The 15,944-nt window shown below is 59.7% G+C and carries 12 protein-coding genes; 3 read left to right on the forward strand and 9 right to left on the reverse strand.

Going from position 1 to position 15,944, the window contains the following annotated elements; genetic code table 11:
• Positions 1-52: 52 nt before the first annotated feature.
• A complete protein-coding gene (locus tag R3O64_RS12615) occupies positions 53-973 on the forward strand; it encodes a helix-turn-helix domain-containing protein (protein ID WP_339017053.1) in 921 nt (306 codons plus the stop codon).
• Here the strand turns inward: R3O64_RS12615 and R3O64_RS12620 are convergent.
• The 9 genes from R3O64_RS12620 to R3O64_RS12660 all read right to left on the reverse strand — a co-directional run bounded on the left by R3O64_RS12620 (position 970) and on the right by R3O64_RS12660 (position 12,074).
• Positions 970-2,301 carry an NAD(P)/FAD-dependent oxidoreductase gene (locus R3O64_RS12620; RefSeq protein WP_339017054.1) on the reverse strand — a complete coding sequence of 444 codons (1,332 nt, stop codon included), beginning with the start codon at positions 2,299-2,301 and terminating at the stop codon, positions 970-972. The genes R3O64_RS12615 and R3O64_RS12620 overlap by 4 nt on opposite strands.
• A gap of 18 nt (positions 2,302-2,319) precedes the next feature.
• Positions 2,320-3,831: an APC family permease gene (locus tag R3O64_RS12625; RefSeq protein ID WP_339017055.1), complete on the reverse strand. Its 1,512-nt coding sequence runs from the start codon at positions 3,829-3,831 to the stop codon at positions 2,320-2,322.
• 240 nt (positions 3,832-4,071) lie between these two features.
• Positions 4,072-5,559 (reverse strand): NAD-dependent succinate-semialdehyde dehydrogenase, encoded by a 1,488-nt coding sequence (locus R3O64_RS12630; protein ID WP_070684552.1) that lies wholly within the window; start codon positions 5,557-5,559, stop codon positions 4,072-4,074.
• 9 nt (positions 5,560-5,568) lie between these two features.
• Positions 5,569-6,354 (reverse strand): HpcH/HpaI aldolase/citrate lyase family protein, encoded by a 786-nt coding sequence (locus tag R3O64_RS12635; RefSeq protein WP_339017056.1) that lies wholly within the window; start codon positions 6,352-6,354, stop codon positions 5,569-5,571.
• Entirely contained in the window at positions 6,339-7,124 is a 786-nt protein-coding gene (hpaH, locus tag R3O64_RS12640; RefSeq protein WP_154762381.1) for a 2-oxo-hept-4-ene-1,7-dioate hydratase, read from the reverse strand. Before hpaH ends, R3O64_RS12635 begins: the two co-directional genes overlap by 16 nt.
• A gap of 160 nt (positions 7,125-7,284) precedes the next feature.
• Positions 7,285-8,361, reverse strand: a complete 1,077-nt coding sequence (gene hpaD, locus R3O64_RS12645) for a 3,4-dihydroxyphenylacetate 2,3-dioxygenase (protein WP_070563615.1) — start codon at positions 8,359-8,361, stop codon at positions 7,285-7,287.
• A gap of 47 nt (positions 8,362-8,408) precedes the next feature.
• Complete coding sequence (hpaE, locus tag R3O64_RS12650) at positions 8,409-9,923, reverse strand: 5-carboxymethyl-2-hydroxymuconate semialdehyde dehydrogenase (RefSeq protein WP_070533651.1); 1,515 nt, start codon at positions 9,921-9,923, stop codon at positions 8,409-8,411.
• 16 nt (positions 9,924-9,939) lie between these two features.
• Positions 9,940-10,602, reverse strand: coding sequence for a GntR family transcriptional regulator (locus R3O64_RS12655; RefSeq protein WP_339017058.1), 663 nt, complete (start codon positions 10,600-10,602; stop codon positions 9,940-9,942).
• Positions 10,599-12,074 carry a fumarylacetoacetate hydrolase family protein gene (locus R3O64_RS12660; RefSeq protein WP_339017060.1) on the reverse strand — a complete coding sequence of 492 codons (1,476 nt, stop codon included), beginning with the start codon at positions 12,072-12,074 and terminating at the stop codon, positions 10,599-10,601. Before R3O64_RS12660 ends, R3O64_RS12655 begins: the two co-directional genes overlap by 4 nt.
• A 124-nt stretch (positions 12,075-12,198) precedes the next feature.
• Between R3O64_RS12660 and R3O64_RS12665 the strand changes: the two genes are divergently transcribed.
• Both R3O64_RS12665 and R3O64_RS12670 read left to right on the forward strand, forming a co-directional pair.
• Positions 12,199-13,563 carry an MFS transporter gene (locus tag R3O64_RS12665; protein ID WP_070596454.1) on the forward strand — a complete coding sequence of 455 codons (1,365 nt, stop codon included), beginning with the start codon at positions 12,199-12,201 and terminating at the stop codon, positions 13,561-13,563.
• Positions 13,564-13,785: 222 nt separating this feature from the next.
• Positions 13,786-15,636: an FAD-binding monooxygenase gene (locus R3O64_RS12670; protein ID WP_339017061.1), complete on the forward strand. Its 1,851-nt coding sequence runs from the start codon at positions 13,786-13,788 to the stop codon at positions 15,634-15,636.
• Positions 15,637-15,944: the final 308 nt, after the last annotated feature.

A 15,944-nucleotide genomic window follows, 5' to 3' on the forward strand; every position in this document is an offset into this window, starting at 1 on the left:
GTGCATACAATTTGTCCACAAATGTGTGAGCTCTCACGATATGATTCCAGCTATGTCTGCTTCCGCCGTTGAGCATTTCGATATCGCGTCATGGCGCACCGCGTCTTCCGATTCCTTTGGTCAACTCGACGTGGACACCGAAGACCCCGCTTCCTTTCACGCCACGCTGCGATCCACGAGGGTGGGGGATATTTCCCTCTTCGATATGTGCACTTCGCCCCACACGGTGAACCGATACAAGGTTTCTACCGACGAGGCTCCCTTTTGCAAGCTCAGCCTGCAAATCACCGGCTCCTCAACCATGAGCCAGGACGGGCGAACGTGTGAATTGCATCCAGGGGACCTAGCTCTGTACGTGACCCAACGGCCCTACACGCTGCGCTATCCGGAGGACCAAAACACACTCATTGTGCATTTCCCGCAGAGCTTCCTCGACATTTCACCAGCGCAGATCCAGCGCCTGACCGCAAACCCCATCTCCCGCTCACACGGCTTGGGCGCGGTGGCGGTTCCTCTCTTTGAGCAGCTGGCCAAGAACCTCGATCTGCTCAAGGGACCGCACGCCACGGCGCTGGTCCGCTCCGCGCTCACCATGTTGGTGTCGGTTCTCTCCTCCGACGTGGCCGGAGAACCCTCTGCAGGCACACTCCTGTTTAACCAGGCCACCGCCTACATAGAGAAGAACTTGGGCGACTCAGACCTAGGCCCCAGCACCATCGCCCAAGCACTGTTCGTCTCGGTACGCCACCTCCACGCCAAGTTCGCCGAACAGGGGCTCTCCGTGGGCAGTTACATCAAAACAAGACGCCTAGAACACATCCGCAGAGACCTCGTGGACCCGCGGCACTCCGAGGAATCGATCGGCCACATCAGCGCCCGCTATGGCCTGCACGATCCCTCGCACCTCTCACGCATCTTCAAGGCGGAGTACCACAAGTCACCGAGTGCGTATCGGGCGTCAGCTAGCGGTTAATCGCGCAGCTTGTTGATGACCTCACGAGCAGTGGAGATTCCGGTTTCGATGGCTCCATCGACAACCACTCCACGCCAACCGGAAGCCCAATCAGCTCCTGCGAAGTGCAGCGAAGAGGTAGCGCTGCGGAAGTGGTGCCAGCCCTCAGTGAACTGACCTCGGCGCAACGTGGCCCAGGCCTGGCCTGAGTACTCATCTGCTACCCAGTCATGGCCGGTGACACCAACAACCTCGAGATCAGGACGCCACTGGTCAACAACCTTTTGAGCATCCTCAATGCTCTCCAAATCGATCTTCTCGTGATCGGAGCCGAAGGCAACACAGATAGTCGTGTCATCGTCTTCGAAGTATTCAGAACGAAGCACGGATACGACCGCTGGCTGGGGCGCGTAACCGAAGATGTTGTGGTGGCCCTTGATCTTTATCCAAGCCTTGAAACCAGTCGAATTCCACTTCTGCTCGATAGTCTTCTGCGAGCCTTCAGGTAGGCCCGGGTTGAACTCAATGTTCCCCAATGCACCAACCGGAACCGTAACAATCACGGCATCTGCCGTCTCGGAGGTACCGTCCGCATACGTAACGGTGGCCGAATCTTCTCCGTGCTCAATCGCAGTCACCGCAGTGTTCAAACGGATTTCTCCGGTCAAATCCTTTGCAATGTTGCCGTAGATACCCCGCATGCCGTTGACGAGTTTATATCGCAGCGTTTGCTCATCCACCAAAGAAAGACGGTGATCGCACAAGGCTGCCCATTGCTTGGCCATCAAAGAAGACCCCTGTTCTGGGTACCCAATGTATCCTGCTGACCAATACGCATTGCACAGGTCCTTTTCTTCCTGGGTAAAGTCACCGTCCTCCAACGCATCGAGAACTCCAGCCTGATCTGCAGCCAGGAAAGCATCCTTCAGTTCTTGAGATGCACCGAATTTCTCATCCAGTACAAGCAGCGGCTTGTGCGGTTCTGGGAAGAATTCGCGAGATTTTTCGAAGATCTTCTCCATCGGCCGCGCCAGTTTGGCATCCATTTCTGCTTCCGTTCCGGACTTCAGCTCACCACCGGCATACCAGTAGGCGGTATCTACAACGGGCGAAGCGATAATATCCTGGCCATAACGAGTGATTTCGGACCAGACATGTGGCTGATGCCAGTGCACCCAGGTAGCACCAATTTCCAACGGACGTCCGAGCCTATCGTCTGTCCAGGCACGGCCGCCAATACGGTCACGTGCTTCTACGATGTGATAGTCAATTCCAGCGGTTTGCAGCTCACGCGCTGCCGTCAGTCCTGCGAATCCCGCACCAACGACGATTACCTGCTTCTTTTCCATGATTGCCTTTCCTATGATTTAGATTTGGTCAAGATTGTCGTGAAGACTTGCGTAGATGTAGGGCTTTTTGTGCTTTAAATACTCACCCCAAAACAACCCAAGAATTCCGGAAGCGATAATGATCCCGGGCATCACCCACACGAGAGCATCTGGGCCGGTTCCACCGATCATGAGCGGGAAATTCATCAGCACCAGTACGAAGACAGCCACGAGGCCGCACGCTGAAACAAACGGTGCGATGACCCGAGTGAAGAGGTTGTAGCTCTTCTCTTGCTTGTTGAGCCATGCCATGATGGACACGCTCACCACTGCGAGCAGGAAGACTAGGCCAAACGCCGCGGCGTTGGTCAACCACGTAAAGAGCGTGAGGACTGGGAACAGTTCGCCCATCTCGCTGCCATTTCCGGCCAGTGCAAAGCCTCCCACTACGACGAAAGCAATGGAAGTCTGAGTGAGGGACCCGGCTATAGGAGCCCCTTTGGACGATGACATCGCAAACTTCTCGGGAAGGACACGTGAGCGCCCGAGGGAGAAGAAGTATCGCGCTGCGGCGTTATGGAACGCGACAAGGGCAGCAATAAGAGAAGTTACAAACAAGCAGTTCGCTATGTTGGCAGCAATCACTGAATAGTCGCCCAACCACACGAAGACCAGATCGGGACCAAGCTCAGTCGCCTTATCGATGACGACGGACGGCCCTACCCCCTGAGCAAATGCCCACGCCGAAAAAGCGTAGAAGAGGGCGATGGTTCCCACGGCAATATAAGTAGCCTTCGGAACGGTCCGCTCTGGGTCACGAGCTTCTTCCGAATAGATTGCACCAGACTCAAAACCCATAAAGGCAGCAATCCCGAAGGCGAGGAGAACGCCAATACCATCGGTGAAAAACTGATTCGGCCGCATCGTCTCCACAGAGATCCCTTCAGGAGCAACACCAAGGGACAATAGTGATACGCCAGCTACGACAATGAATTCAAGGGCTACCAGAACTCCTAGGATCTTGGCCGAGAAGTCAACGTTGCTGACGCCCATGACAGCTACCAAGAGCCAGCCAGCCAAAGCCGCGATCCACCACGAAATGCTCGTGCCAAACCAACTATTGATCAGATTGGCGAGGGAGAAACCGAAGATTCCATACAGACCAACCTGCATCATGTTGTAGGAAACCAGGGCCAGAATTGCGGCTGCGATTCCTTGCCGGTTGCCCAGCCCCTCAGACACATAGGCGTAGAAGGCTCCTGAGTTCTGAATCTTCGAACTCATAATTCCGTACCCAACTGCAAAGAACACGAGGATGATCCCAAGCGCTAAGTAGCTCCAAGGGACCCCTAACAATCCGGATACCGCGAAGTTGGTCGGTACTCCTCCCGCGAGCACAGTAAGAGGTGCCGACGCCGCGATAATCATGAAGACCAGCGACGTTGTTCCTAGGCGCCCGGCGCCCAGGCCGCCCTTTGGTTTGGTGGGAGCCCGGTGCCCGGGCTGTACATTTCGAGCGGGTAGCACTGGTGACTGCGTCGATGTGTCCACGCCAACTCCTCCTTACTAGCTATGTCGGCCCGATAATCCACCGGACGTGTCCGGTGGCTTTCGGTGTATAGCTAGTAATTGTGTCGCACCACACATGCAAATAGTTGTTTGTGTGTGCTCACGATTTGGCTATGAGTGCTGTCACATCACACCCTCGCGAATACTATGCATAAAAAGATAATGCTGGCACCTCCTGTAAAGGAGATGCCAGCATTATTAGCAGCGAATTTAATGCGCTATTTATGCATTCGCATAGGGGTTAGGCATGGCAATGTACTGCAGCGACGTGTACTCTTCGATGCCCTCGGCACCGCCCTCGCGGCCCATGCCGGACTGCTTCACGCCGCCGAATGGGGCGGCGGCGTTGGAGATGACGCCAGCGTTGAAGCCCATAAGGCCGAACTCGAGGCCGTCGCCAACGCGCCACATACGGTTGGAATCCTCGGTGAACACGTAGGAGGCCAGACCGTACTCCGTGTCATTCGCAAGCGCGATGGCTTCCTTCTCATCGGAGAAGGTCAGAATCGGAGCAATCGGGCCGAAGATCTCCTCCTGGGCCACGCGGGCATCACGGGAGACGTTCGTGAGAACAGTAGGGGAGTAGAAGTAGCCCTTGCCCTCGCCCGGCTTGCCACCGATGAGGACCTTGGCGCCCTTGGCCACGGCGTCGTCGACAAGCGCGGTGATGTTATCCAGTGCCTTCTTCTCCACAAGCGGACCGCAGGTAACGCCCTCATCGAGGCCGTTGCCCACCTTGAGCTCACCGATGCGCTTGGCGAACTTCTCCGCGAACTCGTCAGCGACGGACTCGTGAACGATGAATCGGTTAGCCGCGGTGCAGGCCTCACCGATGTTGCGCATCTTGGCGCCCATGGCACCCTCAACGGCCTGGTCGATGTCGGCGTCCTCAAAGACGATGAACGGAGCGTTGCCGCCCAGCTCCATCGAGGTGCGCAGGACGTTGTCAGCGGCTGCCTTGAGCAGGGTCTTGCCCACCGGGGTAGAGCCAGTGAAGGAAATCTTGCGCAGGCGGGAATCCGCCATGATCGGCTCGGAGATGGCAGAGGCCGACTTACCGGAGACCACGTTCACCACACCAGCCGGAACGCCGGCATCAATCATGGTCTGTGCGAAGTACTGGGTGGTCAGCGGCGTCAGCTTGGCCGGCTTCACCACCATGGTGCAACCAGCGGCAATGGCCGGGGCAATCTTGCGGGTAGCCATAGCCAGCGGGAAGTTCCACGGGGTAATAAGCAGGCACGGGCCCACGGGCTTGCGGCGGGTAATCATGCGCAGGGTGCCCTCCGGCGCCGGCAAGGTGCGGCCGTAGTTGCGAACGGCTTCCTCACTAAACCAGCGCAGGTACTCAGCGCCGTAGGTGACCTCACCATAGGACTCCGCCAGCGGCTTGCCCATCTCAAGGGTCATCAGCGCAGCGAACTCATCCTTGCGCTCCTGCACCAGGTCAAAAGCGCGGCGCAGCAGGTCGGAGCGTTCACGCGTAGACGTGCGTGCCCACTCATCCTGCACGGCGCAGGCAGCATCCATAGCCTTCTTCGCGTCCTCAGAAGTAGCGGACGCAAGGGTGGCAATAACCTCACCGGTTGCCGGGTTTTCTACATCGAAGGTGGCGCCATCGGAGGCGTCCACCCACTCACCGTTAATCAGCAAGCCGGTCGGAACCTTGGCCAGCAGCTCGTCAATATTGACCTTGTTGTTTTCACTCATGGTTCTTTTTTACCCTCCCAAATGGAATTTGTCTGCCAGTTGGCGTGCCGCTCCTGAAAGAAGCTGAACATCAGCCCCAACCAGGGCAAATGATGCTCCAGATTCTAAATATTTCTGGGCCTGCTCAAGGTTGAAAGCGTTGACGCCTACCTTCTTTCCGGAAGCGCGGACTGCTTCAAATGTGTGATTGACCGCCTCGAGTACATCCGGATGGGTCTGCTGGCCCAGAAGCCCCATCGAGGCCGCTAGGTCCGAGGGCCCGACGAAGAAGTTGTCCACGCCTTCGACGGCCACGATGTCTTCCACGTTCTCCACTGCGGTCGCAGACTCGATCTGCACCGTCAGGCTCACCGTATCCGAAGCGTTGGTGAGGTAGTTCTCCACGCCGTTCCACCGCGAGGAGCGGGCCAGAGCCGAGCCGACGCCGCGTACACCGCGGGGCGGGTAGTGCATAGCCGCGACTGCCGCCTCAGCTTCCTCGGCCGTATCAATCATGGGCACCATGAGGTTTTGTGCGCCCAGGTCCAGGTACTGCTTAATCAGCGCGGTGTTGTTCACGGGCACGCGAACCACGCGCGTCAGGCCATAGGCATCGGTGGCGCGCAGCAAGGAGAGGATGGTCTCCAGGCCATAAGGCGAATGCTCACCGTCGATCAGCGTCCAGCTAAAGCCAGCTGAGGCGATGATCTCCGCCGCAGCCTCCGAGCCTGAACAAATCCAGGCGCCGACGAGCGGTTGCTCGGCTTTCTCAAGGACGTCCGTGAACGTGGGCGGCAACTTTACTGGAACCGGCATGTGATGGACCCCAACTTTCCATAGTCAGCGTGGACGGTATCGCCCGGTTCGACCCACATGGGCTTGGTGAAGGAACCGGCAAGGATGATGTCGCCGGCGGCGAGGCTATCGCCGTGCGCGTGGAGTTTGTTGGCAAGCCATGCCACGCCCATGGCCGGGTGGTTGAGCACGGCCGCCGCCACACCCGTATCTTCGATGGACTCGTTGCGGTAGAGCAGCGCGGACACCCAACGCAGATCGACGTCCGCAGGATCAACCGGGTTGCCGCCATAGACCATGGCGCCGAGCGCCGCATTATCCGAAATCGTGTCGACGATCGTGCGGCCCTCCATCTCGATGCGAGAGGAGAGAATCTCCAGGGCCGGGACGACGTACTCCGTCGCGCGCAGCACGTCGAAAATGCTGCAATTCGGTCCCTTCAGCTCTTCCTTGAGCACGAAGGCCAGCTCGACCTCGATGCGAACATTGGAGAACTGCGCGTGCTCGATGGTGGAGCCGTTCTCGTAGACTTGGTCCTCAAAAATCGCGCCGTAATCGGGTTCGGTGATTCCCGTGGCCTCCTGCATGACCTTTGAGGTCAGGCCAATTTTGCGGCCCACGAGGCGGCGCCCGCTTTCCTCACCGCGGCGCACCCACTCGCGCTGCACCGCGTAGGAGTCCTCGATGCTCATCTCCGGGAAACGGGCAGTCAGCAGCGGGACCATCGTGCGGTCCTTTTCGGCTTGCGCCAGTTCATCTGCGATAGCGATGTGCTGTTTCTCATCCAGCATGTACTTCGCTCCTTAAGGTGTTGTAGAACGTGTTTGTTCTGTTTAACAGGTTTGTTGAACCTGAAGGTTTCACGTGAAACGACAACGCGGCCCCGCGATATGTGCGCTTGCTTCTCGACGCCACGGGGCCACGTTCATCAACCTGAGTACTTAGGTCGTTTTAGAGCTGGTGTCCCAGCTTGTACTCGCCTTGCTTCCACTCCGGCATCTCCTCCGCATCTTCCTTGCGGGTGTAGGAGAAGCCATCCGCGCCAATGGTGGCCTCCAGCTCGGACTCATCCTCACGGGCAACCAGCGGCACCGGGTTTCCATCCAAGTCGAGGACCGTGGAGCCATCGCGGTACCAAGAAGGAACAACCGGGGTTCCCCACCAGTCACGACGCTGGTTATCGTGAACATCCCAGGTCACGACCGGGTTATCCGGGTCGCCGGTGTAGTAGTCCTGGGTGTAGATCTCCACGCGGTGGCCATCCGGGTCACGCAGATACAGGTAGTACGCGTTGGAAACACCGTGGCGGCCCGGGCCGCGCTCAATACGGTCGGACTCGCGCAGCGCACCCAACTTGTCACAAATCGCGATGATGTTGTGCTTCTCATGGGTAGCAAATGCGATGTGGTGCATACGCGGGCCATCGCCACCGGTCATGGCGGTGTCATGCACCGTCGGCTTACGGCGCATCCATGCAGCGTAGACAGTTCCCTCCTCATCGCGGATGTCCTCGGTGGTGCGGAAGCCAAGCTCCTCCATGTACTTCACAGCGGAAGGAACGTCCGGGGTGATCTGGTTGAAGTGGTCGAGACGAACCAGCGCGCCAGGGATGTGGGCGTCGTATGCCCAGGCAAGACGCTCGACGTGCTCTACCTCGTAGAAGAACTCGTACGGGAAGCCCAGCGGATCCTGGACGCGGACGGAATCGCCGATGCCCTTGACAAAGCCATCCTTGTTGCGGCGCACCTCGCAACCGCGCGCCTTGTAGAACTCCTCCGCAAGGTCCAGGTCTTCCGGGGAACGGACGCGGAAGGAGAAGGCAGCGACGGCAGCGACGGGGCCCTGACGCAGCACGAGGTTGTGGTGGATGAACTCCTCGAAAGTGCGGAGGTAGATTTCGTTCTCGTTCTCCTCGGTCACGACGAGACCGAGGGTGTCAACGTAGAACTTACGGGAGGCAGCGAGATCGGTAACGATGATCTCCATGTAGGCACAACGCAGAATGTCGGGGGCCTGAATGTCAGCCATGATGGCTCCTTAGTTAGTTAGTGGTGGGGGAGTAGAGAGTGGACGGCTTAGTCCTGCTTGCCAAAGACCGGGTTGTGTACCTTGTCCAGGTTGATGTGAACAGCCTGCTGGTCGGTGTAGAAGTCGATCGAGCGGTAGCCGCCCTCGTGGCCCAGGCCGGAGGCCTTGACGCCGCCGAACGGGGTGCGCAGGTCACGGACGTTATTGGAGTTGAGCCACACCATGCCGGCCTCAACGTTCTGAGCGAAGTTGTGGGCGCGCTTCAGATCCGAGGTCCACACATAGGCGGCAAGGCCGTACTTCGTGTTGTTGGCCAGCTCGAGGGCTTCTTCATCGGTATCAAACGGGGTGATGGCCACGACGGGGCCGAAGATCTCTTCCTGGAAGATGCGGGCGTCCGGCTTGACGTCAACGAAGACGGTCGGCTGAACAAAGTTGCCTTCCTCGAAGCCCTCCGGGCGCTCGCCGCCGGCGGCCAGGGTGGCCTCCTGCTTGCCGATCTCGATGTAGGAGGTGACCTTCTCGTAGTGCTCCGGGTGGACCAGAGCGCCGACCTCGGTGGTGGGGTCGGAAGGCAGGCCCACCTTCACGCGCTTAGCCTGTGCGGTGTAGCGCTCCACGAACTCGTCGTAGATATCGCGCTGAACCAGGATGCGGGAACCGGCGGTGCAACGCTCACCGTTAAGGGAGAAGACGCCGAAGATGCAGGCATCGATCGCGGTCTCCAGGTCGGCATCGCTGAAGACGATGGCGGGGGACTTGCCGCCCAGCTCCATCGACAGACCCTTGAGGTGAGGGGCTGCGTTGCCGAAGATGATCTGGCCGGTGCGGGACTCGCCGGTGAAGGAAATCAGCGGGACGTCCGGGTGTTTGACCAGCGGGTCACCTGCATAGCCTTCCTCACCAAAGCCGTTGACCAGGTTAAAGACGCCCTTCGGCAGACCGGCCTCCTCAAAGATTCCTGCCCACAGCTGTGCGGAAAGCGGAGTGAACTCGGCTGGCTTCAGGACGACGGAGTTGCCGGTGGCGATAGCCGGTGCGAGCTTCCAGGACTCCAGCATGAACGGGGTGTTCCACGGGGTAATCAGGCCCGCCACGCCAATCGGCTTGCGGTTGACATAGTTGATCTGGCGGCCCGGCACCTTGTAGGCGTCGTCAGCCTGCGCCACAATCAGGTCTGCGAAGAAGCGGAAGTTCTCCGCTGCGCGCTTAGCCTGGCCGTTGGCCTGGGTGATGGGCAGGCCGGAGTCGAAGGACTCCCACGCGGCAAGCTTGTCTGCGCGGGTTTCGACAATGTCCGCAATCTTGTTCAAGACGCGGGCGCGCTCGCGCGGCAGGGCCTTGGACCACGGGCCGTTCTCGAAAGCATCCTTAGCGGCGGCCACCGCCTTCTCAATGTCTTCCGGCTTGCCGGAAGCTGCCTTGATGTAGGGCTTGTTCGTGACCGGATCCAGGACCTCGAATTCATCACCATCTACCGACGGGACAAACTCGCCGTTGATGTAGTGAAGAATCTTCTCGGGGAGATCGGTGGGCTTAGCTGCATCGTTGTTCGTAGCCATGGGTGGTTTACACTCCTTAATCGTTTTTCTTGCGATAGGTGCTGAGGGTGGTCAGTCTGTGTTGCCTGGCCACCTTTTCTATGTAGGTGGGTTCCGCGCCAGCCTCGATGAGGCTGAGCAATTGCTCGTGTTCTCGTGTGGACTCTTGGGCTCTCTCGGGCACGTACCGAAAGGTGGAGACCCGGTGGTATTCCAATTGCTTCCATTGGTCCACCACCAAGTTCTTCAGCCTCTCGTTCGGGCACTTGGAGAAGAGAACGCTATGAAATTCTTTGTTGAGCTGGGTAAATACCTCTGGATCGTGGTGGATATCAAGCTCCCGCATGCGCTGATTAATCTCCCGCGCCTGGGCAATATCCTCTGGGCCAAGATGCGGAGCGGATTGCGCCGTGGCGTTGGCCTCCACGGTGGCAACGATGTCCATGGATTCGTAATAGGCCTCGCGGTTATACGTGGTAACGCTGGCACCGACGTTGCGCTCGTAGGTGACCATTCCTTCCGCCTCAAGCTGGCGAATAGCTTCGCGGACGGGGACCACGCTGATGCCCAAATCATCCGCGATTGCTGCCAGCACGAGGCGGTAGCCAGGTTCATACTCGCGAGTACGAATCTTTTCACTTATCCAGTTATAGGCCTGTTGGGACTTGCTCTCCCCAGCTGGTGCTGCGGGTTCCGTCATTGACCACCCGCCTTTCCATCACGGAACGCGATGTAGGCTTCCTTGTTCGCTCCGGTCGGCGGGAAGAGGCCATCCAAGCTGGCGCCCGTCTCCACCTGGGAGGCAACCCATTCGTCCTCGTGCTCCTTGGCCAGGGCGGCCTCGGCGACTTCGGCAGCGATGTCGCGGGGGATCACCACGACGCCGTCATCGTCGCCGACGATGATGTCACCGGGAAGGACGGTGGCGTTACCGCAGGAGACGGCGATGTCGCTATCCCACGGAACGTGTTTGCGTCCGAGAACGCAGGGGTGCGCGCCCTGGGTGAAGACGGGAAGGCCAATCTCCTTGACGGCCTCGTAGTCACGCACGCCGCCATCGGTCACAACACCAGCAGCACCGCGCACCTTAGCGCGCAGCGCCAGAATGTCACCGAGCGTTCCGGAACCGGATTCCTGGCGGGCCTCGATGACGATGACCTCGCCCTCCCTGACCGTGTCGAAGACCTTCTTCTGCTCGTTGAGGCCACCGCCATGGGACTTGAACAGATCCTCACGGCCGGCCACGAAGCGCAAGGTGCGGGCGACGCCCACCATCTTGGTTCCCTTGGCTTGCGGGTACACGCCTTCGATCACGGATTGGTTGATGCCGCGCTTGCGAAGCTGAGCGGACAAGCCGGCGGTCGGGGCCTTCTCCAGAGCCGCCTTAAGCTCCGGGTCGAGTTCGCCCTCATCCTTGGGAGGAAGGCCAGCAGATTCCCGGTCACCGTAAGCATCCTCGCGCTGCTTATCGTCCACGTAGGGCAGATTGCCCAGCTGCGGATCGAAGGAGGCGGGGACTTCCTTCACGGTGGTCTTCAGCTTGCCGGAGCTCACGCCTCCTGGAACGTCGACCTCAACCTCCACGACGTCACCAGGCTCGATAACGGAAGATCCAGCAGGGGTGCCGGTGAGGATGATGTCACCGGTCTCCAGTGTCATGTGCTGGGAAAGGTCGGCAACAAACTGGGCGAGAGGGAAGATGAGGTCTTCATCGGACGAGGTTCCCTCCTGAACAACCTCGCCATTGACCCACGTGCGCAGGCGCAGGCCCTTGGGGTCGATCTCCTGGGCGTCGATAAGCTCCGGCCCAATGGGGGTGTACCCATCGCGCGACTTGGAACGGGTGTTGGAGCCCTTGTCCTGAACCTTGTAGTCATACAGGCCAATGTCGTTCGAGGCGGTCACGTAGGCAACGTGCTTCCACGCATCCTCGAGGGATACGTTGCGGGCCGGAGTGCCGATGATGAGTGCGATTTCGCCTTCGAAGGCCAACAGTTCGGTTCCTTCGGGGCGCTCGACTACCCCGTCCGACTCAGCCAGCGTGCTCGTCGCCTTGAGGAAGTAACTCGGGGTCTTGGGCCAGCGACCGCGCTGTGCCGCGCGGGACTCAAAGGCCACATGGACAGCGATCATTTTGCCCGGTTTAACCGGCAAGAACTCAGGTACAGCCATGAAGAATCCTTAATTGTGAACAAATCCTTGCCCAGATCGTATATTATCCTTGGCACCACCGCAAGTGGTTCAACTCACACGCTTTTCCGTATATGGCACACCCCATGCCGAAAGGAATCTCACTATGTCGCACGCAACTGTCACGCCGACAATTTCGACGGCCGAACGCCGCCGCGTCGTCGCCGCGACGACCATCGGTACCGCCATCGAGTGGTACGACTACTTCCTCTATGCAGCAGTGGCCGGACTCGTGTTCAACCACCTCATGTTCGGTCCGCTCGAAGGCGGCCTGGCCACCATCATCTCCTTCCTGACCGTTGGCTTGTCCTTCCTGTTCCGCCCGGTCGGCGCCTTCCTGGCCGGGCACTTTGCCGACCGCTTCGGACGCCGCGTGGTCCTCATGGTCACGCTCATCGCCATGGGCGGCGCAACCACCCTGATTGGCGTTCTGCCAACCTATGAAACCGCCGGCATCTGGGCGCCGATTCTCCTCATCACCTTGCGCATCATCCAGGGCATCTCTGCTGGTGGCGAATGGGGCTCCGCGGTGCTCATGGCAGTGGAACACGCCCCGACTGACAAGCGCGGCCTCTACGGCGCAGGCCCCCAGATCGGCGTGCCCGCCGGCCTGCTGCTCTCCTCCGGCGTGCTGTCCATCATGAACACCATCGCGCCTGGCGACGCCTTCATGGACTGGGGCTGGCGCGTTCCCTTCCTCCTCTCCTTCGTCCTCGTCTTGGTGGGCTACCTCATCCGCATGGGCGTCGACGAGTCCCCGGTGTTCGCGGAGATCGCGGAACGCGAAGAGGAAGAAGCCACCAACCCCATTGGCACGCTGTTTAAGAAGTTCACCCCGCTCGTCCTGGTCGCCGCGCTCGTCTTCGCAGGCAACGGCACCGTCGGATACATGACTACGGGCGGCTACATCCAGCGCTACGCCACCGACCCGGAGGGCCCCGTCGCACTCGACCGCGGTGATGTCCTCAACGCCGTGACCGTGTCTGCCTTCTCGTGGGCCTTGACCACTTTGTTCGCCGGTTTCATCTCGGACTACATCGGCCGCCGAAATACCTACCTCCTGGGATTCATCTTGCAGGGCATCGGCGCTGCCGCCCTCTTCCCACTGGTCAATACCGGAAGCCTCGGGCTTCTCTACGGCGCACTCCTCTTCCTCACCGTGGGCCTGGGCCTGACCTACGGCGCGCAATCCGCGATGTACGCAGAACTATTCCCCGCCTCGATTCGCGCCACGGGTGTGTCCATCACCTATGCCCTCGGCTCGGTCCTGGGCGGCGCCTTCGCCCCCATGATTGCCGCTTCGCTCGTCGAGGCAACTGGTACCACTTTTGCGGTGTCGGGCTACCTCGTATCTGCTTCGATCGTCGGCTTCATCTGCACCTTCATCCTGCGTGAGCGCAAGGGAATCGCGCTCGGCGCGGAACACGAGGCCGAGCAATCCCGAGGACACTTCATCTTCAGCCCGCGCTAGACGACGCCCCTCCACATGAGCCCTCACGATTTCACAAGGGCCATTGTGCGAGGCGGGCATATCATATATGATTCCCTTCTAAGACCCAGCTCACATCTCAGAGACGCCTTGAACTGAGTCACCACCCTCAAGAGCAAAGCTCACATGGCAGTAGGGGAGTGGCAGCTACCCCCACCACCCCTTCGTTCTCGTTCATTACAACCGCTGACTAAGGAGTCCACAGTGCAGTTCCACCACAATGGCTACGTTTCGGAAGACCCCCGCGCGCACGAGCCCGCCGGGTACGGCGTCGATCGCGCTTCTGAACTTCCAGATGAAATGGACGTTCTCATTGTGGGCTCCGGGCCCGCAGGCATGATCGCCGCGGCACAGCTCGCGATGTTTCCCAGCATCAATACGCGCATCATTGAGCGTCGCCCGCATCGCCTCGAGCTCGGACAGGCCGACGGCATCCAGTCCCGCTCCGTAGAGACCTTCCAGGCCTTTGGCTTTGCTAAGGAAATCACGGAAGAGGCCTATGAAATCACAGAGATGGCCTTCTGGAACCCGGATCCGAATGATCGCTCCAAGATTGTCCGTGGTGCCTGCCCTGTTGATGACGAGCAAGGAATCTCCGAATTCCCACACCTCATTGTCAACCAGGCTCGTGTGTTGGATTACTTCGCCCGCTATGCACACCGCGCGCCCGGCCGCATCACCCCGGACTATGGCTGGAATTTCGTGTCCCTAGAGGTAGGGGAGGGCGAGTACCCGGTGACGGTGCACCTCGAGGACGTCGACGGCAACCCGCGCGACGTTCGCGCTAAGTACGTCGTCGGTTGCGATGGCGCTAAGTCACGCGTCCGCAAGTCCATCGGTCGCTCGCTCAAGGGCGACCAGGCTAACCACGCGTGGGGTGTCATGGACGTTGTCGTTGACACCGATTTCCCGGACTGGCGCACCAAGTGCGCCATCCACTCCCAGGCCGGTTCTATCCTCCACATCCCGCGCGAGGGCGGCTATCTCTGCCGCGTGTACGTCGATCTCGGCGTGGTGCCAGAGGATGACAACCACAAGGTCCGCAACACGCCGATTGAGAAGATCATCGAGAAGGCGAATGAGATTTACGCCCCCTATTTCGTCGACGTCAAGATGGTGGCGTGGCATTCCGTCTACGAGGTGGGCCACCGCCTTGTCGACGCCTTCGACGATAACGACGACGACCCACGCGTCTTCCTCACCGGCGACGCCTGCCATACCCACTCGGCAAAGGCGGGACAGGGCATGAACGTCTCCATGCAGGATGGCTTCAACATTGGATGGAAGCTCGGCCACGTCCTCGACGGCCGCGCGCCGAAGGAGCTTCTCAGCACGTACCACGGAGAGCGCCAGCCGGCCGCCCAGAACCTCATCAACTTCGACCGCGAGTGGTCGACCCTCATGGCCACCCCGACGGAAGAGCTCGATGATCCGGAGGCAGTGGAGAAGTACTACGTCGCCGCGGAGGAGTTCGCCGCCGGCATGATGACGCAGTACGAGGAAAACCTGATCGTCGGCACTACCCAGCACCAAGATCTGGCTTCCGGCTTCCCGGTGGGCAAGCGCTTCAAGTCCTTTGAGGTCCTGCGCCGCTGCGACGCCTACCCTCAGCACCTGGGCCACCAGCACACCGCAGATGGCCGCTACCGCATCTACGCCTTTGCCGATGCCCCCAAGGCCGGCGAGGACTCCACGCTGAGCCAGTGGGCCGAGAAGGTCGGGCCCATCCTGGCCAAGTTCACCCCCGAAGGGGCTGACGAGAATACATACTTCGATGTGAAGGCCATCTACCAGCAGACGAACCACCACGACTACGAGATTCTCGACGCCCCTCTTCTCTTCCGCCCCCGCAACGGCAAGTTCAATGTTCCGAATTGGGAGAACGTCTTCAACGCACTCCCCGGGGACAAGGACATCTTTGAAGGCCGCGGCATTTCCCGTGACGGAGCCGTCGTCATCGTTCGCCCGGACCAGTACGTCGGTGCCGTCCTCCCACTCGATGATCCATCAGCCGTCGAGGACTACTTCTCCTCCGCGCTAATCAAGCTCAAGTAGTTCCGCTCTCAAGCTCACGTAGCTTCACACGTGTCAGGGCCCGGCATCGTGCCGGGCCCTTTTTGCCGCCTTGCCGAAACTGCCCTCATGGACACAGGGGGTCGGGACCGCCAAGTACAGCACCTAGGTTTCACGTGAAACACTCACGCATCGACCCCTTCGGCCCGTCCCTCCACTCACCACGGGGGTACCCGCCGGTGCATTATCTGTACGGCGGAAGGTATCGGTGTTAGAGTCAATGATATGAAGAACACAGTTAACCTTTGGTGGTGGCGCGCGTAACCCGCGGGCCTCGTTGTTCTCCCATA

The organism is Corynebacterium hesseae, assembly GCF_037850265.1.
Classification (GTDB): Bacteria; Actinomycetota; Actinomycetes; order Mycobacteriales; family Mycobacteriaceae; genus Corynebacterium; species Corynebacterium hesseae.

Bases quoted from the DNA above. Each gene is read 5' to 3' on its own strand.
- R3O64_RS12615 (WP_339017053.1), top strand. From the start codon at position 53: ATGTCTGCTTCCGCCGTTGAGCATTTCGATATCGCGTCATGGCGCACC.
- R3O64_RS12620 (WP_339017054.1), bottom strand. From the start codon at position 2,301: ATGGAAAAGAAGCAGGTAATCGTCGTTGGTGCGGGATTCGCAGGACTG.
- R3O64_RS12630 (WP_070684552.1), bottom strand. From the start codon at position 5,559: ATGAGTGAAAACAACAAGGTCAATATTGACGAGCTGCTGGCCAAGGTT.
- R3O64_RS12635 (WP_339017056.1), bottom strand. From the start codon at position 6,354: ATGCCGGTTCCAGTAAAGTTGCCGCCCACGTTCACGGACGTCCTTGAG.
- hpaH (WP_154762381.1), bottom strand. From the start codon at position 7,124: ATGCTGGATGAGAAACAGCACATCGCTATCGCAGATGAACTGGCGCAA.
- hpaD (WP_070563615.1), bottom strand. From the start codon at position 8,361: ATGGCTGACATTCAGGCCCCCGACATTCTGCGTTGTGCCTACATGGAG.
- hpaE (WP_070533651.1), bottom strand. From the start codon at position 9,923: ATGGCTACGAACAACGATGCAGCTAAGCCCACCGATCTCCCCGAGAAG.
- R3O64_RS12655 (WP_339017058.1), bottom strand. From the start codon at position 10,602: ATGACGGAACCCGCAGCACCAGCTGGGGAGAGCAAGTCCCAACAGGCC.
- R3O64_RS12660 (WP_339017060.1), bottom strand. From the start codon at position 12,074: ATGGCTGTACCTGAGTTCTTGCCGGTTAAACCGGGCAAAATGATCGCT.
- R3O64_RS12665 (WP_070596454.1), top strand. From the start codon at position 12,199: ATGTCGCACGCAACTGTCACGCCGACAATTTCGACGGCCGAACGCCGC.